General features: G+C 45.0%; 20 protein-coding genes. 7 read left to right on the forward strand and 13 right to left on the reverse strand.

The window, feature by feature from the left end; genetic code table 11:
• Positions 1 to 2 precede the first annotated feature (2 nt).
• The 4 genes from arcA to aspA all read right to left on the reverse strand — a co-directional run bounded on the left by arcA (position 3) and on the right by aspA (position 6930).
• Positions 3 to 1226 (reverse strand): arginine deiminase, encoded by a 1224-nt coding sequence (arcA, locus tag A136_RS00250; RefSeq protein ID WP_017062724.1) that lies wholly within the window; start codon positions 1224 to 1226, stop codon positions 3 to 5.
• 805 nt (positions 1227 to 2031) lie between these two features.
• Positions 2032 to 3480, reverse strand: coding sequence for a YfcC family protein (locus A136_RS00255; protein ID WP_017062726.1), 1449 nt, complete (start codon positions 3478 to 3480; stop codon positions 2032 to 2034).
• A gap of 510 nt (positions 3481 to 3990) precedes the next feature.
• On the reverse strand, positions 3991 to 5298 hold the full coding sequence (locus A136_RS00260) for an anaerobic C4-dicarboxylate transporter (protein ID WP_017063667.1): 1308 nt from the start codon (positions 5296 to 5298) through the stop codon (positions 3991 to 3993).
• Positions 5299 to 5478: 180 nt separating this feature from the next.
• Positions 5479 to 6930 carry an aspartate ammonia-lyase gene (gene aspA, locus A136_RS00265; RefSeq protein WP_017063668.1) on the reverse strand — a complete coding sequence of 484 codons (1452 nt, stop codon included), beginning with the start codon at positions 6928 to 6930 and terminating at the stop codon, positions 5479 to 5481.
• Between the two features lie 284 nt (positions 6931 to 7214).
• On the opposite strand from aspA, the gene A136_RS00270 reads away from it, so the two are divergent.
• Positions 7215 to 7739, forward strand: coding sequence for an FxsA family protein (locus A136_RS00270; RefSeq protein WP_012604974.1), 525 nt, complete (start codon positions 7215 to 7217; stop codon positions 7737 to 7739).
• Positions 7740 to 7907: 168 nt separating this feature from the next.
• Here the strand turns inward: A136_RS00270 and trmL are convergent, their stop codons facing one another.
• From trmL to A136_RS00290, 4 genes are all read right to left on the reverse strand, one after another.
• Positions 7908 to 8387, reverse strand: a complete 480-nt coding sequence (gene trmL / locus A136_RS00275; RefSeq protein WP_009844716.1) for a tRNA (uridine(34)/cytosine(34)/5-carboxymethylaminomethyluridine(34)-2'-O)-methyltransferase TrmL — start codon at positions 8385 to 8387, stop codon at positions 7908 to 7910.
• Positions 8388 to 8464: 77 nt separating this feature from the next.
• Positions 8465 to 9082 (reverse strand): superoxide dismutase, encoded by a 618-nt coding sequence (locus A136_RS00280; protein ID WP_017063669.1) that lies wholly within the window; start codon positions 9080 to 9082, stop codon positions 8465 to 8467.
• A 76-nt stretch (positions 9083 to 9158) separates the two neighbouring features.
• A complete protein-coding gene (cpxA, locus tag A136_RS00285) occupies positions 9159 to 10538 on the reverse strand; it encodes an envelope stress sensor histidine kinase CpxA (RefSeq protein WP_017061164.1) in 1380 nt (459 codons plus the stop codon).
• Positions 10538 to 11227, reverse strand: a complete 690-nt coding sequence (locus tag A136_RS00290; RefSeq protein ID WP_017063670.1) for a response regulator — start codon at positions 11225 to 11227, stop codon at positions 10538 to 10540. Before A136_RS00290 ends, cpxA begins: the two co-directional genes overlap by 1 nt.
• A 187-nt stretch (positions 11228 to 11414) precedes the next feature.
• Here A136_RS00290 and A136_RS00295 point away from each other — a divergent pair, with 187 nt between their 5' ends.
• From A136_RS00295 to pfkA, 3 genes are all read left to right on the forward strand, one after another.
• Positions 11415 to 11924, forward strand: coding sequence for a CpxP family protein (locus tag A136_RS00295; RefSeq protein ID WP_017063671.1), 510 nt, complete (start codon positions 11415 to 11417; stop codon positions 11922 to 11924).
• Positions 11925 to 12088: 164 nt separating this feature from the next.
• Positions 12089 to 12997 (forward strand): CDF family cation-efflux transporter FieF, encoded by a 909-nt coding sequence (gene fieF / locus A136_RS00300; protein ID WP_017066567.1) that lies wholly within the window; start codon positions 12089 to 12091, stop codon positions 12995 to 12997.
• Positions 12998 to 13314: 317 nt separating this feature from the next.
• Positions 13315 to 14277 carry a 6-phosphofructokinase gene (pfkA, locus tag A136_RS00305; RefSeq protein WP_017061160.1) on the forward strand — a complete coding sequence of 321 codons (963 nt, stop codon included), beginning with the start codon at positions 13315 to 13317 and terminating at the stop codon, positions 14275 to 14277.
• A 149-nt stretch (positions 14278 to 14426) separates the two neighbouring features.
• Here the strand turns inward: pfkA and tpiA are convergent, their stop codons facing one another.
• Complete coding sequence (gene tpiA, locus A136_RS00310) at positions 14427 to 15197, reverse strand: triose-phosphate isomerase (protein ID WP_017061158.1); 771 nt, start codon at positions 15195 to 15197, stop codon at positions 14427 to 14429.
• 249 nt (positions 15198 to 15446) lie between these two features.
• Between tpiA and A136_RS00315 the strand changes: the two genes are divergently transcribed.
• Positions 15447 to 15794 (forward strand): 5-carboxymethyl-2-hydroxymuconate Delta-isomerase, encoded by a 348-nt coding sequence (locus tag A136_RS00315; protein ID WP_017061157.1) that lies wholly within the window; start codon positions 15447 to 15449, stop codon positions 15792 to 15794.
• A gap of 45 nt (positions 15795 to 15839) precedes the next feature.
• Positions 15840 to 16268 (forward strand): DUF805 domain-containing protein, encoded by a 429-nt coding sequence (locus A136_RS00320; RefSeq protein ID WP_017063673.1) that lies wholly within the window; start codon positions 15840 to 15842, stop codon positions 16266 to 16268.
• Between the two features lie 61 nt (positions 16269 to 16329).
• Here the strand turns inward: A136_RS00320 and A136_RS00325 are convergent, their stop codons facing one another.
• The 3 genes from A136_RS00325 to glpX all read right to left on the reverse strand — a co-directional run bounded on the left by A136_RS00325 (position 16330) and on the right by glpX (position 18626).
• Entirely contained in the window at positions 16330 to 16677 is a 348-nt protein-coding gene (locus A136_RS00325) for a DUF3135 domain-containing protein (protein WP_017061155.1), read from the reverse strand.
• Positions 16678 to 16799: 122 nt separating this feature from the next.
• A complete protein-coding gene (locus A136_RS00330) occupies positions 16800 to 17420 on the reverse strand; it encodes a helix-turn-helix transcriptional regulator (RefSeq protein WP_017063674.1) in 621 nt (206 codons plus the stop codon).
• 198 nt (positions 17421 to 17618) lie between these two features.
• The gene (gene glpX / locus A136_RS00335; RefSeq protein WP_017061153.1) at positions 17619 to 18626 is read right to left on the reverse strand and encodes a class II fructose-bisphosphatase; all 1008 of its coding nucleotides are present in this window, start codon (positions 18624 to 18626) and stop codon (positions 17619 to 17621) included.
• Positions 18627 to 18950: 324 nt separating this feature from the next.
• On the opposite strand from glpX, the gene zapB reads away from it, so the two are divergent.
• Entirely contained in the window at positions 18951 to 19193 is a 243-nt protein-coding gene (gene zapB, locus A136_RS00340) for a cell division protein ZapB (protein WP_008219652.1), read from the forward strand.
• A 98-nt stretch (positions 19194 to 19291) separates the two neighbouring features.
• On the opposite strand, the gene rraA is transcribed toward zapB, so the two are convergent.
• Positions 19292 to 19810: a ribonuclease E activity regulator RraA gene (rraA, locus tag A136_RS00345; protein WP_017063675.1), complete on the reverse strand. Its 519-nt coding sequence runs from the start codon at positions 19808 to 19810 to the stop codon at positions 19292 to 19294.
• Between the last annotated feature and the right edge of the window lies 1 nt (position 19811).

Here is a 19811-nt window from a genome sequence, read left to right on the forward strand (position 1 = left end):
GATTAGATACCATCACGCTCAATTGGGCAGCTCATGCAGCGTGCGCCACCGCGACCGCGGCCAAGTTCATCTCCAGGGATAGGAAGAACTGTGATGCCTGCTTTATCGTATTTTTCATTGGTGTAGGTGTTGCCTTCGTAGCCAATCACAACGCCAGGTTTAACCGTTAGAACGTTGTTTGCATCGTTCCACTGCTCACGTTCTGCATGGAAGTTGTCACCACCGGTCGTGATTAGGTTTAGCTTGTCTACGCCAAGTGCTTTTTCGATAGCTGTTACGAAGTAGCCTTCTTCTTTCACTTTCACTGCGCCAGACTCATCACCAGTTAGGTTCCAGCACTGTACGTCTTTACTCACCACTTCAGGGTAAACAGAGAACGTATCTTCGTTCATGTGCGTCATAACGGTGTCTAAGTGCATGCAAGAGCGGTGTTTTGGTAGCTGCATTGCGATAACTTGTTTCGCTTGACCGTGTTTGAATAGGCTAGATGCTAAGTGCTCAACACCTTGTGCTGTTGTACGCTCAGACATACCGATAAGAACCGTACCGCGACCGATTACAAGAACGTCACCGCCTTCAATGGTTGAGTTGTCGTAGCTGATGTTTTCTTCATCGCCGAAGTACTTAATGAAGTCTTGGCCAGCAAATGTTGGGTGCCAGCGGTAAATAGCGCGAACGTGGTTGGTTTCACGTTGACGAGCAGGTTTCGCCATCGGGTTGATGGATACGCCACCGTATACCCAGCAAGATGTGTCACGAGTAAATAGGTGGTTTGGTAGCGGTTCGATAATGAAGTCGGTTGGTGCGTGCATGCCTTGCATCATTGAAGATGATTTCATTGGCATCTCAGCGTAAGACAGACCACCCGTTAGGATTTTTGCTAGTTCTAGGTTTGGTAAGTCGCCCAAGTAGCAGCGCACATCGTTAGCAAAGGTTTTGCCTAAGCGGTAATCAGAAACTTGATGATTCAAAAGCCAATCTTTCGCTTCTGGCACTGCTAGCGTGTCTGCTAGTAGGTCAGTAAGAAGAAGAACTTCAACACCTTGATCACGCAGCGTTTGAGTAAATGCGTCATGCTCTTTACCAGCACGTTCAACAGCCAGTACGTCATCAAATAGTAAATCGTGACAGTTAGAGGGTGTTAGGTGAGTCAGTGCGCGTCTTGGACGGTGAACTAGAACGCGGCGTAATTGACCTATTTCAGAACCTACATAGAACTTACTCATGATCGTCTCTCTCTTATATATTTGAATTACTTTTATCGCTAAGAGTAATTATTTATTTTCAGTTGAGAAGAATGAATTATTTATTCATATCTCTTGTCTGGAATTAATATTACGCCTGCTAGTCAGGTATTCTTAGAGATCTATCACAAATCGTTTTTTATCCCGCAGCCCTTTAAAATTAAGGGTTTTAACAAACTTTATGCACTTTCAGTTATGAATGATACATTCTAAATAGTTAGCAGTTAGGGAACTTTATGCACGCTTTTTTGACGAAACTTACTAGAATCTAATTTACGAGGGATTATATGCAGAATAGTTTTATTGATAAGAGTGTACTTAGCTTGGAAGTATGCAGTGTTTTTATTTAGATATTTAATTTTGGATGTGGAATTAATTGTTTATTAACAAAGTAAATGCGAATAAAGCTGTTGCGATCACATTTTAAAATCGGCTGTTTAAGTGTGTTTTTTGATAGAAAAGGGCATTAATCCTCGTCTGTTTATTAGGCTATTAATTACTTTAAATATAATTAACGCTAATAAGTGACTAACTATTTGTTTAAACATCATGGTTGAAAATAGAGTGTTATTTCATCAAGAAAATTAGATGTTTAAAAGTAGGATTGATTCTTCTATTGCGAGTGCTTTGAGTTTGGTTGAGCTTGGCTACGAACAGAAGAACCTTGAATATCGCGTGTATGGCTTTGAGGAGCTGTTTCAGTGGCAGAGGGTTACATTGAGAGGGAACAATAAAAAAGCCGCTGTGAGAAGCGGCTTTGGATGAGAAAGGAGTGAAGTGCTGTTAGTTAGATCAGCGCACCAATACTCAGTACAACAATGCAGAACACCATCAATATACCGACTAGTGGCATCACCCATTTAACCCAGCGCACGTAAGGGACACGAGCAATCGCCAAACCACCCATCACCACCGCGGAGGTTGGGGTGATTAGGTTCACCAAGCCAGATGCAGATTGGTACGCAGTGATAACCAAGTCACGACCTACGCCAGCAAAGTCGGCCAGTGGTGCCATGATTGGCATGGTCAGTACCGCTAAGCCAGAGGTCGATGGCACTAAGAACGACAGTAGAATCTCTAAGAAGAACATCACGTTAATGAAGATAACCGAAGAAAGCCCCGTTACCATCTGTTCTGCTGAGAAGAGAATGGTATCGGTGATCATACCGCGGTCCATCACCACTACGATACCACGTGCAATACCTATGATGAGCGCAACGCCAAGTAGGTCGCGGGCACCATCAATGAAGCTGGTGGTAAACTCTTCTTCGCTCATGCGAGCCACAATACCAACGATGATGGTTGCTGCTAAGAACATCGCTGAGATCTCAGCCATCCACCATCCAGCAACGGATACACCATAAATCATTACAGCGAACGAGCCACCAAAAATGGTCAGAATCAGTTTGCGAGTCGCGGTGAATTCAAGTTTTTCGCCGCTCGCATTACCTAAGAAGTGCGCTTTGTTCTCTTCGTATTTGTCGTAGACAATTGATGTTGTTGGATCGGCTTGAACCATTCTTGCGTAACGCATTACGTAGGCAACACAAATACCCCAACCAATAATCAACATCGCAATGCGCAACACGATACCGTCTGTAAATGGAATACCAGAGGCGTTGGCAGCGATCACGGTTGCGAATGGGTTAATCGTTGAACCCAGCACCCCAATACCTGCACCAAGCAGTACGGTCGCAGCGGCAACAAGAGGGTCAAAGCGAGCTGCCATCATTACCGGCACTAGCAATGTATAGAAGGGCAGTGATTCTTCCGCCATGCCGTAGACGGTACCACCTGCGGCAAATAGCGCCATCAGTATTGGTATCATCAACTCTTCTCGCCCTTCTAAGCGGGCGGTGACGCGCTCGATACCGGCATCAATGGCACCCGTTTTGGTTACTAGCCCTAAGAAGCCACCAATGATTAAGATGAACAGCGAAACGTCGATAGCCGCCGCTTCATAGCTATTGTGGTCATAGAAGCCGTCAATAGGCGCGAGCAGTACATCAATCACGCCTTGAGGGTTACCTTCTACCGCTTGATAGGTTCCGGTTACGGGTACTTCTCGGCCTAGCTCTTCATTCATTGCACGGTCGTATTGGCCTGCTGGAACAATCCAGGTAAGCAGTGCGACGAACGCAATCAGAATAAATAGAATGGTGTAGGCAGAAGGGAATTTAAAGTTGGCAAAGAAGCCGCCCTTTTTTTTCTCGCTTGGTATCGTTTGAGTTGTCATGGCTATCTCCTTACATCATCTTAAATAGAAGTGATGTGAATTAGCGACTAATGATTTATAGATTGTAAATACACGGACACTTATAAAGCACTCAACGATATAAAGTTGCTGACTTTAAATTAAGGTTGTTTTTATATTTACTAATCCAAATGAAGTTAGATTTAATTTAGCTGCGGTTATTTTATTCCTTACTCCGGTATTTAAGTTTGGTGCTGTTCACAAAAATAATGGCTAATAAAAGGGCTAAAAAATGGCAGAAAATCGTCAAGGTTTTTTGGTTAGTTAGCTTGGATTAATATTCGTTGTGGATTAACTGGAAGTGGAAGGAGATTGATTTGGTAGGCGTTGTTTATGATTAGGCAGAATAATCTTGGAATTTTATTCAAACTTTATTTTTAGGCGGTTTTTAAAGTTTATAATGGTTATTTGATGCGTATCAAATAACACATTGAGCAGAAAACAAAAAAGGAAGCCGAAGCTTCCTTTTAAATGTTCAATCACCAGCGAATGTTAGATAAACAGACCGCCGAATGCGAAGCCGAGTGCTACCGCTGTACTGATTGTTGCCACACCAGGAATGAAGAATGGGTGGTTAAATACGTACTTACCAATACGAGTTGAACCTGTGTCATCCATCTCAACCGCTGCTAGTAGCGTAGGGTAAGTTGGAAGTACGAACAGCGCACTTACCGCAGCAAAAGAAGCAACGGCTGTTAGTGGTGCTACGCCAATCGCTAGTGCTGCAGGCATCAGTGCAACTGTTGTTGCGCCTTGAGAGTAAAGCAGCATAGAAGCGAAGAACAGAACAAGAGCCAGCATCCATGGGTAGTCAGCCAGTAGAGCGCCTGCTACGTCTTTGATTTCAGCAACGTGTGCGTTTACAAACGTTGAACCTAACCAAGCCACACCAAGTACACATACACATGCCGTCATACCAGAACGGAACGTTGGTGCTGAAGAAATCTTCGCTGCATCAATCTTAGTGAACATCACGATAGCCGCTGCTGCTGCCAGCATTACAGACATGATCGCTTCGTTACGACCTAGCGCCGGGTTTTCAATTAGGCCAACAGAGCTAGAGATAGCCGCTGCGTAACAAACCACGAAACCAATTGCAGCTAGGAAGATGTACGTTGCTTTCTTCGCTGTAGGTAGAATTTCGCGTTTCTCTTCTGTTGCTAGCTTGATTAGACCTTTCTCTAGACGTTCTTGATAAACAGGATCGTCTTTCAATTCGCTACCCATGTAGTTAGCAACAACCGCACCAACCATACAAGCGATGAAGGTTGTTGGGATACAAACCATCAATAGCGTTAGGTAATCAACACCAAATGGTGCCAACATTGCTGCGAAAGCCACAACTGCAGCCGAGATTGGCGAAGCTGTGATAGCAATTTGAGAAGCGACAACTGCGATAGACAGTGGACGAGAAGGACGAACACCTTGGCCTTTCGCTACTTCTGCAATAACAGGAAGCGTAGAGAATGCTGTGTGACCAGTACCCGCCATTAATGTCATTACAAAGGTCACAATCGGCGCGTAAAAGGTGATGCGTTCAGGGTGTTTACGCAAAAAGTTTTCGGCAATTTGTACCAACCAGTCCATACCGCCAGCAACTTGCATTGCAGCAATTGCGGTGATAACTGACATGATGATCAAGATTACGTCGATCGGGATGAAAGATTGGCTTGTTGGAACGCCAAGAATAAGTGAAAGGGCAATAACACCAGCACCACCGGCAAAACCAATACCGATACCGCCAATTCTGGCCCCCAAAAAGATAAAGAGCAGGACGACAAACAGTTCTACTGCAATCATAAGTAACACCTCATTTAGATTTTATTATGTGAACATTCGCCGCTGGAATGTTCACATAATAGTTCTATGGTTTAGATTCAATTTGGCAAAAGCGCAACCAACGGAAATCCACAAAATAATCATGGTTAACCGTATTGGAGCCTAAAAAAGGGCTCCGTTTGGAACCCTTTCTCGCTAACTTTATTCGTAGCGCTTCGCTTTATACTGAGGATGCATCAAATTTTCAACAGAGAAAATGTCATCAAGTTCTTCTTCGGTCAATAAACCGCGTTCTAGAACTACATCACGAACACTCTTACCTGTTTCTGCACAGATCTTACCAACAATGTCACCTTCGTGGTGGCCAATGTATGGGTTTAGGTAAGTGACGATACCGATAGAGTTAAATACGTGCGCTTCACATACTTCTTTGTTTACCGTAATGCCGTCTACACACTTGTCGCGCAGGTTCACACAAGCGTTTGTCAGAATGTCTAGAGACTCAAACATGCTTTGTGCAATAACAGGTTCCATTACGTTCAGTTGAAGTTGACCACCTTCCGCAGCGAAAGAAACCGTGTTGTCGTTACCTAGAACTTTGAAGCAAACTTGGTTTACTACTTCAGGTACAACTGGGTTTACTTTAGCAGGCATGATTGAAGAACCTGCTTGCAGTTCAGGTAGGTTTAGCTCGTTCAAACCAGTACGTGGACCTGAAGAAAGTAGACGCAAGTCGTTACAGATCTTAGATAGCTTAACTGCTAGACGCTTAAGTGCGCCGTGCGTCATTACGTATGCGCCACAGTCAGACGTTGCTTCGATTAAATCTTCAGCCGCTACACACTCTAGGCCTGTTACTTCTGCTAGGTGTTTCACTGCTAGGCCTTGGTAACCCGGTGCTGCGTTCAGACCTGTACCGATAGCCGTTGCGCCTAGGTTTACTTCAAGCAGTAGTTTTGAAGTGTATTCTAGGTTTTTGATTTCTTCATTGATGGTTACAGCCCAAGCGTGGAACTCTTGGCCAACCGTCATTGGAACTGCGTCTTGAAGCTGAGTACGACCCATCTTCAAAATCGTGTTGAATTCTTGGCTCTTAAGCTCGAATGCACCTTTTAGGTATTCGATCGCATCAATCAGTTTACGAACGCTGTTGTAAACAGAGATACGGAAGCCAGTTGGGTAAGCACAGTTTGTAGATTGGCTGCGGTTTACATGGTCGTTCGGGTTGATGAACTCGTATTGGCCTTTTTCTTTGCCCATAAGTTCAAGAGCCACGTTCGCAACAACTTCGTTTGCGTTCATGTTTACAGAAGTACCAGCACCACCTTGGAAAACGTCCGATGGGAACTGATCCATGCACTTACCCGTGTCTAGAATTAGGTCACAAGCTTGGATGATGTATTTAGCCACTTCGCTTGGAATTACACCTAACTCTTTGTTTGCTAAAGCCGCTGCTTTCTTAGTCATAACCATACCGCGAACGAATTCAGGTACATCTGAGATCGTTACATTTGAGATGTTGAAGTTTTCAACTGCGCGTAGAGTGTGGATGCCGTAGTAAGCATCAGCCGGAACATGACGTTGACCTAATAGATCTTCTTCGAGACGAGTAGCTTGAGGAGCTTCAACTTGAGCTTCTGATTGAGTAGCCATAACAGGATCCTTAGAGAATTATTCTGATTATATAGTTAGTTATTAGCCTATTCTGTGTGCAAATACTCCGTTCGCTAGAATATTGGGCTGATAAATCCGTCCTGACTTATGTGGCACATGATACTGTACTTAGCGCATAAAAATATTAAGTGGATCACCTTTTTCAGTTTTGTTTCGTCAATATTTTGCAAAGTTATTCTTGGTCAATAAACACGCTTATTTACAGGATAAATTTGAGATTGTTAGGGCTTTCAGCGTAAACTGCAAGTAACAAAGGAGGGCGTGTGTTTCCTATCTTATTATTACTATTTATCTTCGTACCCATCATTGAGATTGGGCTATTTATTCAAGTTGGTGGCTTCTTAGGATTGTGGCCAACTATTGCGTTGGTTTTGATCACTGCATTTGTGGGTGCATCGCTGGTTCGTAGCCAAGGCATTCAGACACTTATGTCTGTGCAAGGTCGTTTGCAACAAGGCGAAATGCCAGCACAACAGATTCTTGAAGGCGTGATGCTTGCAGTTGCCGGTGTATTGCTGCTGACTCCGGGTTTTATGACGGACGCACTCGGTATGTTGGTATTATTGCCAGCACCAAGAGCGATGATTGCCAAGAAAATGATGGAAAAAATGGTGGTGACCAACATGTCTGGTGGTTTCCATGCCGGTGGACAAGCTGGTTTTGGCCAGAGCCCATTTGGACAAGACCCATTCAATCGCGATCCATCTGACCAATCAAAAGACGGCAACACCTTTGAAGGTGAGTTTGAGAAGAAAGACGACGACAACGATCGTAACCGCTTAAACTAATTAATTTTTTCTCTCTTTATATAGAGGGAAAACAGAAAAGGCTCTTACCTTTATCCTTCGCAAGAAAGTGATAATGGTAAGAGCCTTTTTTATTGTCTGTCGCTAGCTGTTACTTACTGTTTACTATCGATAACAGATAACAGATAAAAGATAAGCTTGAGTGTTCGGTTATACCGCGCCTTCAAAACCCATTTGTCGCCATGCTTCAAAAGCAATGATTGCCACTGCGTTAGACAGGTTCAGGCTGCGCGCGTCTGGCATCATTGGAATACGAATGCGTTGTTCCATTGGCATGCTTTCAATGAACTCAGCAGGCAGGCCGCGAGTCTCTGGGCCAAACATCAACACATCACCTTGTTGGAATTTTGCATCAACGTGGTGACCTGTCGTTTTAGTGGTGCAGGCAAAGATGCGGAAGTCACCCTCGCGTTCATTCTCAAGATACTCAAGGAAAGCTTCTAGGTTCTTGTGACGCTTAACTCGCGCAAGGTCGTGGTAATCCAATCCAGCACGACGAACCTTCTTCTCTTCAAAATCAAAGCCAAGCGGTTCAATCAGGTGCAGATTTGCGCCGCAGTTAGCACATAGGCGGATGATGTTACCCGTATTGGGTGCAATTTCTGGTTCGTATAGAGCGATATCAAACATGTTGGTTCACAAGAGTAATCAAAGATAGCCCGAGTATACGGTGGCAAGCTGAGTGAGTACAGTTCACCACCATTCGCTTACGCTTTATTCGCGAGTGCTTGTGCGTAGTTTTCAGCAACCGCCTTCCAATTCACCACATTCCACCATGCGTTGATGTAATCAGGACGACGGTTTTGGTAGCTGATGTAGTAGGCGTGTTCCCAAACATCGAGCGCAAGAATCGGTTCGCCATCACTGACAACGGTATCCATCCACGGATTATCTTGGTTCGAGGTTGAGATGATCTTCAGTTGCCCTTGCTCTACCACTAGCCAAGCAAAGCCGGAGCCAAAGGTATTGATCGCCGCTTGGGCGAACTGATCTTGGAATGTCTCGAAATCACCGAAGGTACTCTTGATAGCCTCACCAAGCTCGCCCGTAGGTTCACCACCGCCGTCTCGCGACATGCAGTTCCAGTACAAGATGTGATTGTAGTAGCCACCGCCATTGTTACGAACAGCCGGGCTGTGCTGAGAGATGTTGGCGAAGATCTCGGTCAGAGATTGCTGTTCTAGCTCGCTGCCAGACACCGTCGCAACAAACTTATCGTAGTAGGTTCTATGGTGCTTGCTGTAATGCACTTCCATTGTCTTAGCGTCAATGTAAGGCTCTAGGGCATCGTAAGCGTAGGGTAAAGCAGGGAAAGTGTGCGACATGGTAAATCCTCCTTAATTAGAGGATTTACCATAATGGTAATGACAATCATTATCAACTGCGATCTTTGTGGGGGTATTACACCGGTAAGATAGGCAGGGTGATTTCGAGTTGTAATCCACCGAGCTGGCTGCGGGTTGCGGTGATGGTTCCGCTGTGTTGGCGAATCGCACTTTCAGTAATGGTTAATCCAAGCCCTGTGCCGCCAGAGTTTCTGTCACGCGCTGTTGAGACACGGTAAAAAGGTCTGAAGATAGAATCGAGTTCATCCTCTGGAACACCATCACCATTATCATTGACGCAAATTGTTAGCTGATCTTGAACCACATGGAACTGTACATCCACTTGGTCTTTACCGTAGTAGATGGCATTGCGTGTAATGTTGTCTAGCGCACTCATCAGCAGTTTAGGGTTCCCCGAAATAGAGCGTTCTGGGATCTCCGAGAACGTCAGTTGTTTGCCCATCTGTTCGGCTTCAAACTCTGCGTCTTTTAAGATCTCTTCCCATAGGCTCGAGATAGGCTGAACCTCACGAGTAATATGGCTGTCGACCTGCATACGAGATAGCGTCAGCAGCTCACTGATCATCTGTTCCAAACGCTGTGCTTCGGTATCAATGCGTTCTAACTCTTGGCTCTCGCCTTGTTTACGAATCGCCAGTGCATTGGCCATGCGAAGACGTGTCAGTGGCGAGCGGAGCTCGTGTGAGATATCAGAGAGCAGGCGTTGTTGCCCCGAAATCATCTGGTTTACCGCTTCTACCATCTGGTTAAAGCTTTCACCAGCTTGTCTGAACTCTGAAGTACCTTTTTCGAGTGTTGGATCGACCTCGAATTGACCTTTCGCCACGCGTTGTGCCGCGCGTTCTAGCCTGCGAGCGGGTTGACTCAGTGCCCAAGCTAGCCAAAGCAATAGCGGGGTACTCGCCAGCATAACCGCAAGCAGTAACTGCAGAGGTCTATCAAACAGGCGTAACAAGAACGGAGGTGGTTGAGTCCACTTTATTCCGGCGTACATCAACAACTCTTCACCCGCGAGTTTGATGGGTACTGGACCTGCCACCATGTAGTGTCCGTACAGTTTTTGTTTCGGCACTTCAGGGTTATCTATCGAGGTAACAAAGTTGCGAATCGCTTTAAGTTTGTAGTCTGAATGCCTTTTCGAGGTAAGGACTGCGCCCTCAAGATCGGTCAGATAGATGCGAGCGCGAGAATCCTTGCGGCTGCGTGGTGCCTCAAGTTGGAAGACAATCTTGCCCAGATTTGGTTCTTTGGCGTAGCGTTTCTCTGTGATTTTAGCGATACGCTCGAGTTTATCGAGGTGATCTGCAGGCACATCGCGCGCGACTCGAGGGTCTAAATGGGGAAGTGACAGCACCGACAAAAGCACCAGTAACATGGTGAACCAAAAGATAGCAAAGATACGTCCATATAAGCTGGTGATTTTAGGTATACGCATTAATCTTCCTCTACCAATAAGTAGCCACGGCCTCGTAAGGTTTTGATGCGTGATTTACCGTCAGTGCGCTCAGGAATTTTCTTACGCAGGTTGGAGATGTGCATGTCTATCGCACGGTCAAACGCTGCGAGCCTTTTACCTAATACATCTAGGCTCAATGCTTCTTTGGTGATCACTTGCCCTGGGTTTTGGATAAGGTGACTCAGTAGAGCGAACTCGGTGGTGGTGAGATCGATGAGCTCACCATTGCAGTAGGCTTCTTGTTTACCCGGGAAAACTTCGATGTCTTGATATTGAACTCTATCACTGGCCGCTTTAGGCGCGGTGGCGGTTTGAGTTCGACGCAAGATAGCTCTAATACGCGCTAACAATTCTCGGTCACTGAAAGGTTTAGGCAGGTAATCGTCCGCGCCAAGCTCAAGACCAATCACACGGTCGATCTCTTCGCCTTTTGCGGTCAGCATCAGCACTGGTGTTTCCCAATTTTCTCTCAGTTTCTTTAGTGTTTCCATGCCATTAAGACGCGGCATCATCACATCCAAAAGAATCAGGTCAATCTCATCATTGATAGCTTCCAGCCCTGCATAGCCATCATTGGCTTCGGAAACAGTGAAGCCCTCAAAGCTCAGAATGTCTTTGAGTAAGCTGGTTAACTCGGTGTCGTCATCAATAAGAAGAATGTTCGCCATTGGGAAGCCTTAATCGGTTATCTACTATTTACAGGTTAATAATACTGCTAATTATTCGTCAACTTTCACTCTTTACGATTCTTTACGCTTTCTAAACGTCACTTTACGAGGGAAAGACTAATCTATATCTAAGCGCTGAGAAACAGACGCAACACATGACTTATTATACCGAATTGAGGCAACAATTATGAAAATGACTAAGAAACTTGTACTAGCAGCTGCGGCACTTCCACTTATTTTTGGTACAGCAAGCGCGTATGCTTACGGTGGTGGTGATAAAGGTGACCACAAAGGTATGCACGACAAGTGTGGCGGTTTCGATAAAAAAGTAATGCGCCAACTAGACCTAACCGACGCTCAAAAAGAACAGTTAAAAGAGATGCGTGAAGCAGACCGTGCTGAGATGAAAGCAAAGCGCGGTGCAAACAAAACGGCAAAAATGGCGCAAATGAAAGCGCATCACGAAAAGGTTCAAGCATTGGTACTTGCTGACAACTTTGACGAAGCAGCAGCAAACGACCTAGCAAGCCAAATGGTTGAGAAGCAAACTGAGCGTCGCGTAGCAATGCTTAAGAAGCAACACCAAATGATGAGCGTACTAACGGCTGAGCAAAAGACTCAACTGAAAGAAATCCAACAAGAGCGCATGACTAAGTGTGCTGACAAAATGGGAAAACGCATGAACAAAGACAAGTAATTCATTGCTTGAAAAATCAGCGTTGAATGAAAGTGTTTAGAAAGAAGCGGCCGAGTGTCGCTTTTTTTGATCCTTAAAAATGAATGTTTTACATCATGGCTGTCATATTCAATTGGTGGTTTGCAGGTTATACTTTGTGCTATCAGTCACTTTATAGCCAAGTTATGAAACAAGAATACGCACGTTTAGTTACGCTCGCCGCTTGGGCAGCCACCACCATCGCCACTATTTTATTGATAGTGAAAGTCGCAGCTTGGTGGGTGACAGGTTCCGTGAGTCTGTTGGCTTCCGTCGTGGATTCAATGCTGGATATCGCGGCCTCTGTCGTTAACCTTATCGTGGTTCGTTACTCTCTGCAGCCTGCCGACAAAGAGCACACCTTTGGTCATGGTAAGGCTGAATCTCTCGCTGCATTAGCGCAGGCAATGTTTATTTCAGGCTCTGCATGTTTCCTTATTCTCAATGGTATTGAGCGCTTCTTCCGACCTCATGAACTGAACTCTCCAGAAATTGGTATCTACGTCAGCCTGTTCGCGATAGTGATGACCTTTGGTCTGGTTCGCTTCCAAAAACATGTGGTCAACAAAACGGGTAGCCAAGCTATTGCAGCCGATTCATTGCACTATCAATCAGACCTTTATATGAACGCCGCGATTATGCTGGCACTGGCATTGAGTTGGTTTGGGCTTGGCCAAGCGGACTCTGTATTTGCGGTGGGTATAGGTATCTACATTCTGTACAGCGCTTATCAAATGGCGATGGAAGCGGTTCAGTCTCTGCTTGATCATAAGCTGCCAGATGATGAGCTGAAACAGATTAAAGAGACATCATTGAGCGTGGAAGGCGTGTTGGGTGTGCATCAATTACGAACGCGTCGCTCGGGGCCAATACGCTTCATCCAACTGCATCTAGAATTGGAAGATAATATCCCACTTATTGAAGCGCATCGCATTTCTGACGAAGTAGAGGCTAAGCTTATCTCCGTGTTCCCTGATGCTGATGTATTAATTCACCAAGACCCGTATTCGGTCGTATTTGGACCAGAGAAGCAGCAGAAATTCCACTCGTGGTAATGCGTGCTAAAAATCAGCGGGCAAATGGTAAGTGAGTGGCTTTTGAACTAAAGTGAGTAAAAATTATTAACTGTTAGGTGATTCAAAAACCACCTTAGTAACAATTAATGTTGATTCTGATGTGAATCAACAAAGTTATTGAGTAAAACTGTAATACTCTTACAGAAGTAGAAATGTTACATAATTTTACGCGATTTGAGTGCTATTCCTGTTGAGGAAATGTAACATAACGCACAAATATAGATTTAAAATCTTGTTGATATACAATCAGCAAGAACAAGAATTGAATAATAGATTCCCAAAAATCGAGGGTGAGCATGATTAAGAAGATCGGTGTTTTGACCAGTGGTGGTGACGCTCCAGGTATGAACGCAGCAGTTCGCGGCGTTGTTCGTACTGCGTTATCAGTTGGCATTGAAGTTTACGGTATTTACGATGGCTACCAAGGCCTTGTTGAAGACCGTATCGAAAAGCTTGACCGTTCAAGCGTATCTGACGTGATCAACCGTGGTGGTACTTTCTTAGGTTCTGCACGTTTCCCTGAATTTAAAGACGTTGCTGTTCGTGAGAAAGGCATTGAGAACCTTAAGAAGCACGGTATCGAAGCACTTGTTGTTATCGGTGGTGACGGTTCTTACATGGGTGCTAAGAAGCTGACTGAAATGGGTTACCCATGTATTGGTCTTCCAGGCACAATCGATAACGATATCGCGGGTACTGACTACACAATCGGTTACCTAACAGCGCTTAACACTGTTATTGATTCAATTGACCGTCTACGTGACACGTCTTCTTCTCACCAACGTATTTCTATTGTTGAAATCATGGGCCGTCACTGTGGTGACCTTACGCTTATGTCAGCAATCGCGGGTGGTTGTGAGTACATCATTACTCCAGAGACTGGCCTAGATAAAGAACAGCTTATCAGCAACATCCAAGATGGTATTGCGAAAGGTAAGAAGCACGCAATCATCGCTCTAACTGAGCTAATGATGGATGCTAACGAACTGGCTAAAGAGATCGAATCTTCAACAGGTCGTGAAACTCGTGCAACGGTTCTTGGTCACATCCAACGTGGTGGTCGTCCTACTGCATTTGACCGTGTATTGGCTTCTCGTATGGGTAACTACGCTGTTCACCTTCTTCAAGAAGGTCACGGTGGTCGTTGTGTTGGTATCGAGAAAGAAGAACTTGTTCACCACGACATCATCGACTGTATCGAGAACATGCAGAACCCAGACCGTTCTGAGCTGTTCCGCGTTGCAGAAGAGTTGTTCTAAGACACGCTTAGCGTTAGCTTAAAGAATTTAAAAACCGCTGATTATTCAGCGGTTTTTTTGTGCCTGCCGTTTGGGTTTCAGAAACGACAGGTAATAAAAAAGGCCAACCTAAGTTGACCTTTCATCTAATCTAAACGGTGAGGTTTAAATTAAGCTTTTGCTTCAGCTGCTGCTTTAGCGATAGCTGCGAAGCTTTTCGCGTCTAGAGCTGCGCCGCCAACTAGAGCACCGTCGATGTCTGGTTGTGCGAAGTAAGCTGCTGCGTTTTCTGGCTTAACAGAACCGCCGTATTGGATAACAACTTTCTTAGCAACTTCTTCAGATTTCTCTGCGATGTGTGCACGGATTTGAGCGTGGATGCGTTGTGCATCTTCAGCTGTAGCTGCTTTACCAGTACCGATAGCCCAGATTGGTTCGTAAGCGATGATAGCGCCTTCAAGAGCTTCAACACCTTGAGTGTTGATAACAGCGTCAAGTTGACGAGCACATACTGCAACAGTTTCGCCTGCTTCGTTTTGTGCTTCAGATTCACCGATACAAAGAACTGGAGTTAGGCCGTTCTCTTTTAGGAATGCGAATTTCTTAGCTACGAACTCATCTGATTCGTTGTGGTATTCACGACGCTCAGAGTGACCGATGATGATGTGAGATGCGCCGAACTCTTTAAGCATTGCTGGAGACATGTCGCCAGTGAATGCACCGCTGTTGTTTAGGTCAGAGTTTTGAGCACCTAGGATGATCGCGCTGCCCGCTTCAGTAAGCGTACGCTCTGCTAGATCAACGAAAAGTGCTGGTGGAGCAACTGCTACGTCTACGCCTGTTACGCCTTCAAGTTCAGCGTTAAGACCGTTTAGTAGATCAACAACCATTTCTTTGCTGCCGTTTAGTTTCCAGTTACCCATAACTACAGGATGACGCATAGGAATATCTCCAAAGTATTTAAATAAATCGAATGTAAAAAAGTAAACTTTATTACGAAATAATATAACAGATTAATATCAACAGATCATGACTGTGGTCATGACTTTCTTGGATCTTACTCAATGGTCAGAGTAGATTTTGAGCATATATCAGTGATCCGGCAGACAGAATAATAGCTAACTTCTCGGATTTTTCATCGTTAGTTGTTATTAAGGGACAAACGATTGCGTTAACAACAGGAAGTAACAATGCCGAATCTAGTTCTAGAGTACTCCAATTCAGTGGATGAGCGAGTAAATATCCAAGGCTTACTGGAAGATCTCCACCAAGTCGCTCTCACATGTGGCTTGTTTGATGTGCCATCAGTGAAATCTCGTTCACTGCGTTGCCATAATTGGTTGGTCGGTGATGAGGAAGATAGTGTAGACTTTATTCATATCAGCTTTGAGTTACTTTCGGGACGAACGGAAGAGCAAAAGCGAGAATTGTCACGATCGTTAATGCAGATCCTGCAAGAACAAGCGAGTCATGTAAGAAGCTTAACGGTGAATATTCGTGATATGGATAAAAGTTGCTTTCAAAAAGTAATAAACTAACCATTGCTGCTGACTTTTAGCGGCGTATAAATTTGAGTATTTAAGATGTCGATGAAAGAATTACTGCTCTCTTTCAAGGGGAGAATTGGTCGTAAGACTTACTGGATTTGGAATGTTTTCTACTACATAGCGATTACCGGTTTTGCTTCAGGTATCTCTGTGTTGTTCCCTGCTTACTCTTATATCCTGCTACCAATCATCCTATTGATGCTTGTGATCCCAGACCTTGCGGTAACCGCTAAGCGCTGGCACGACCGCAATAAGTCTAATTACTGGCTACTATTGAATGTGCCATTAGTATTGGGTCGTTTAGCTTCGCCAATGGTTGCAACGACGACAGAGCCGGTATCGCCAATTCATATGGCGGCAACCGTCGCGGCATTAGTGTGTGGTTTCTGGATTCTGATTGAGTGTGGTTTGTTGAAAGGTACAGAAGGCCGTAATGACTACGGCGAAGACCCATGTAAATATTGAACAGCGAACCAATAAGAAGGGGGCATTACGCTCCCTTTTTCTTTTTAGTGCTTTGCTAATTTCAGTACATTTTAGGTTCAGTATTCGGCTTAAAAGGCACGACATTTTCAGGCAGAGATTCTTCAAAGCCGCAGCGCCCTTCGAGTGCATCTTGGAACTTACAGACCTGACAGCGCAGCTCTTGCATGAGTACGACATTGGCGTGGTGTGGGTTTTTACAACGGCTAACCACTAAGTCGATGTGACTTTGCTGCGCACGAAGTCGGTCTTGCATCACGTCTGAAGCCGAACAAATCATCTGTTCGCACATCTCGTGTTTGAATTGATTGAATGCTTTCGGGTCGCTTTTCGCGAGTTGGACAAGTTCATCAAAGGGTGGCAGTTTTTGAGCGGGTTGTGGATGCGCCATCATTCCTTCCTTAGCATTAAGCGTGTTTCATATGCTCTAAGCTTAAGAAAGAAATCTGTACAAATTTTAATCTATTTGTATTTTCTCAATATTGAGACGGTATTAGCCGATTACCTTTGCAATCAAAGGGCGGGTGTTAAGGTGTAAGTGCAGCGTCGTTCGCCAGCAATGATGTGCTCTGTACGGCTCACGTGACACTCATCTTTTAGTAACTCAGTAAACACGTTGAGCTCAGATTGGCACAGGCTAGGGCAGCGAGTTGCAGCCTTACAGATAGGGCAGTGGTTCTCAATTAAGATGTAGTGATCATCATGCTCTTGAAGCTCAGCCATGTAGCCTTCGTCTTCACGAAGCTGGGTGAGTTTTTTAAGCTTGCTGATGAGTGAATCACAGCCAGACAGCGCAGTTTGATACTGCTTAAGAGTGTGTTGTTCACGCTCGGCAGCAACCTTAGCCAGCCCTTCTTTACCAAATAGATTCTCGACAGCATCAATCACTTGAATGGTGAGTTCACCATGTCGGTCTGAAAATTGGTTATGACCTTGTTGAGTCAGGGACCAGTGGCGAGTCGGGCGACCCACTTTCACTTTCACATCATGAAACGCAAGAATACCGTCATCTTCCAGGCTTTGCAGATGTTGCCTTGCCCCCATTGTCGTCATGCCAAATTCTTCTGACAGTTGTTTCGCGGTTACCGCGCCTTGACGCTTAATGGTCTGTAAGATTCTGTCGCTTGTTTTCATACTATCCCTACCTAATGAACCTTACTATTATGAGGCAAGGTGTTTATAAAGCAAACCATTTACTATATTGATGATAATTTACTCTATAGATAGCGTTTTACTCTATTGGCTGCCATGGTCAGATTCTGGTGCGCTAATAAAACAAAAGGCTGATACTAGGTATCAGCCTTGGAATATTCTGTTTCACCGAATTTAGGCTTACAGGATATGACCTACTACTTCTGGATCTTTACGCTCTAGGTAGTGGATAGATTTGATGCGGCGAATTGTACGGCAGCGGCCACGGATAAGCAGGGTTTCTGTGGTTGCGATATTACCTTGACGAGAAATACCTTCTAGCAAGTCACCCTTAGTGATGCCTGTTGCTGAGAATACAACGTTGTCGCTGCGTGCCATGTCTTCCATCTTCAATACGATACCCGCCGTTACGCCCATTTCTGCGCAGCGCTCAAGTTCAAGTTCACCGTGCTTGCGGTTCTCTTCTGTGTCGCCTTTCACTTCGTGGCGAGGTAGAAGACGACCGTGCATGTCGCCGTCGAGTGCGCGAATTACCGCCGCCGAGACCACACCTTCAGGTGCGCCGCCGATGCAGTACATGACGTCTACTTCACTGTCTGGCATACAGGTTAAGATAGAAGCCGCAACATCACCGTCTGGCACAGCAAATACACGAACGCCCATTGCTTGCATGTCGGCGATGACTTGATCATGACGAGGCTTAGCAAGCGTGGTTACGACTAGAGTATCAAGTGTTTTACCTAGTGCTTTAGCGATGTTTTCTAGGTTTTCTGTTAGTGGCAGTTCTAGGTCAATCACGCCTTTAGCGCCAGGGCCAACAACCAACTTTTCCATGTACATATCAGGCGCTTTAAGGAAGCTGCCTTTTTCGCCCGCAGCCAATACAGCCAATGCATTTGATTGGCCCATTGCTGTCATGCGTGTCCCTTCAATTGGGTCAACTGCGATGTCGACAGCGTCGCCGCCCACACCTACGTTTTCGCCGATGTATAGCATAGGTGCATCATCGATTTCACCTTCGCCGATAACAATCTCACCGCTAATTTCGGTTTTGTTTAATAGGCTACGCATTACTTCTACAGCAGCGCCATCTGCAGCGTTTTTATCGCCACGGCCAAGCCACTTGTAACCAGCTAGTGCTGCACCTTCTGTGACACGAGAGAATGACATTGCTAAATCGCGTTTCATGCGGACTCCAAAATTTTCAAAGGGGGAATAGAAATTTCGCGGCGAATTTTACCATATCCAAAAGGAAACGTTTGCCTTTTTGTTTTTTGGAGATTGCTCTCGATCAATTCGCAGTGGAAAACAGTTATTATTCATCAAAATAATCGGTTTGCCGTTGTGGCGGTAATCGTTCACGTCAATATTCGGTAAAAAGCGCTGTTTTTTTCATCGAATGGCGCAAAATATCGAATATATTGAGTGTTTATCCTTGCTCTGCTGAGTAGAATGGGGAAATAAGTGGAGTGAACCTTCACCATCAAACGGATAACTTAAAGGTAGGCCAGAATGTCTTTTGAAGTACTAGAGCAGCTAGAAGCAAAAATTCAAACAGCAGTAGATACAATTGCACTTCTTCAAATGGAAGTGGAAGAGCTTAAAGAAGAGAAACAAGCACTAGCAACAGAAGCTGGTGAGCTTAAAGCAAGCCGTCACGAGCTAGAGCAAAAAACTCAGCAAATGCAGGAAGAGCATTCAGCATGGCAAGATCGCATCCGTAACCTTCTTGGTAAAATGGATGAAGTAGAGTAATCGACTCTTCAGATTTAAAAAAAACGCCCGCTACTCAGTAGCGGGCGTTTTTGTTTGTGTTCTTATGATTTGTTTTATTATTTGAAGCTGAGTGAGAGTTACTCGACGTCTTCTTCCTCGACATCCAAATCGAGTTCTACATCTAGAGGTTCGGCAGAAAGAATGATGCCAGTGTTGTCTGCGTAGAGGTAATCTTCAGGTAAGAAGGTCACGCTGCCAAAGTTCACTGGAACGTCTAATTCACCGACACCTTCTTGGCTCGCACCAACAGGGATAGAAGCCAAGGCTTGGATACCTAGGTTCATGTCTTCAAGCTCATCGACTTCACGAACGCACCCGTAAACCACAATCCCTTCCCACTCATTGTTTTCGGCAAGTAGGGCTATCTCAGCATCGATCAGCGCTTTACGTAGTGAGCCGCCCCCATCGATTAACAACACACGCCCCAGACCGTCTTGCTCTAGTACAGAGCGAATCAAAGCGTTGTCTTCAAAACACTTTAATGTCGTGATCTGTCCTGCGAAGGATGCACGTCCACCGAAGTTGCTGAACATTGGCTCCACGACATCAACTTGATCCAAATATATGTCGCACAGTGCTGAAGTGTTGTATTCCATT

The sequence above is a fragment of the Vibrio crassostreae 9ZC13 genome, assembly GCF_000272045.2.
GTDB classification, from domain to species: Bacteria; Pseudomonadota; Gammaproteobacteria; order Enterobacterales; family Vibrionaceae; genus Vibrio; species Vibrio crassostreae_C.

Excerpts from the sequence above, each read along its gene's own strand:
- arcA (WP_017062724.1), bottom strand. The coding sequence starts at position 1,226 with ATGAGTAAGTTCTATGTAGGTTCTGAAATAGGTCAATTACGCCGCGTT.
- A136_RS00255 (WP_017062726.1), bottom strand. The coding sequence starts at position 3,480 with ATGACAACTCAAACGATACCAAGCGAGAAAAAAAAGGGCGGCTTCTTT.
- A136_RS00260 (WP_017063667.1), bottom strand. The coding sequence starts at position 5,298 with ATGATTGCAGTAGAACTGTTTGTCGTCCTGCTCTTTATCTTTTTGGGG.
- aspA (WP_017063668.1), bottom strand. The coding sequence starts at position 6,930 with ATGGCTACTCAATCAGAAGCTCAAGTTGAAGCTCCTCAAGCTACTCGT.
- trmL (WP_009844716.1), bottom strand. The coding sequence starts at position 8,387 with ATGTTTGATATCGCTCTATACGAACCAGAAATTGCACCCAATACGGGT.
- A136_RS00280 (WP_017063669.1), bottom strand. The coding sequence starts at position 9,082 with ATGTCGCACACTTTCCCTGCTTTACCCTACGCTTACGATGCCCTAGAG.
- cpxA (WP_017061164.1), bottom strand. The coding sequence starts at position 10,538 with ATGCGTATACCTAAAATCACCAGCTTATATGGACGTATCTTTGCTATC.
- A136_RS00290 (WP_017063670.1), bottom strand. The coding sequence starts at position 11,227 with ATGGCGAACATTCTTCTTATTGATGACGACACCGAGTTAACCAGCTTA.
- A136_RS00295 (WP_017063671.1), top strand. The coding sequence starts at position 11,415 with ATGAAAATGACTAAGAAACTTGTACTAGCAGCTGCGGCACTTCCACTT.
- fieF (WP_017066567.1), top strand. The coding sequence starts at position 12,089 with ATGAAACAAGAATACGCACGTTTAGTTACGCTCGCCGCTTGGGCAGCC.
- pfkA (WP_017061160.1), top strand. The coding sequence starts at position 13,315 with ATGATTAAGAAGATCGGTGTTTTGACCAGTGGTGGTGACGCTCCAGGT.
- tpiA (WP_017061158.1), bottom strand. The coding sequence starts at position 15,197 with ATGCGTCATCCTGTAGTTATGGGTAACTGGAAACTAAACGGCAGCAAA.
- A136_RS00315 (WP_017061157.1), top strand. The coding sequence starts at position 15,447 with ATGCCGAATCTAGTTCTAGAGTACTCCAATTCAGTGGATGAGCGAGTA.
- A136_RS00320 (WP_017063673.1), top strand. The coding sequence starts at position 15,840 with ATGTCGATGAAAGAATTACTGCTCTCTTTCAAGGGGAGAATTGGTCGT.
- A136_RS00325 (WP_017061155.1), bottom strand. The coding sequence starts at position 16,677 with ATGGCGCATCCACAACCCGCTCAAAAACTGCCACCCTTTGATGAACTT.
- A136_RS00330 (WP_017063674.1), bottom strand. The coding sequence starts at position 17,420 with ATGAAAACAAGCGACAGAATCTTACAGACCATTAAGCGTCAAGGCGCG.
- glpX (WP_017061153.1), bottom strand. The coding sequence starts at position 18,626 with ATGAAACGCGATTTAGCAATGTCATTCTCTCGTGTCACAGAAGGTGCA.
- zapB (WP_008219652.1), top strand. The coding sequence starts at position 18,951 with ATGTCTTTTGAAGTACTAGAGCAGCTAGAAGCAAAAATTCAAACAGCA.
- rraA (WP_017063675.1), bottom strand. The coding sequence starts at position 19,810 with ATGGAATACAACACTTCAGCACTGTGCGACATATATTTGGATCAAGTT.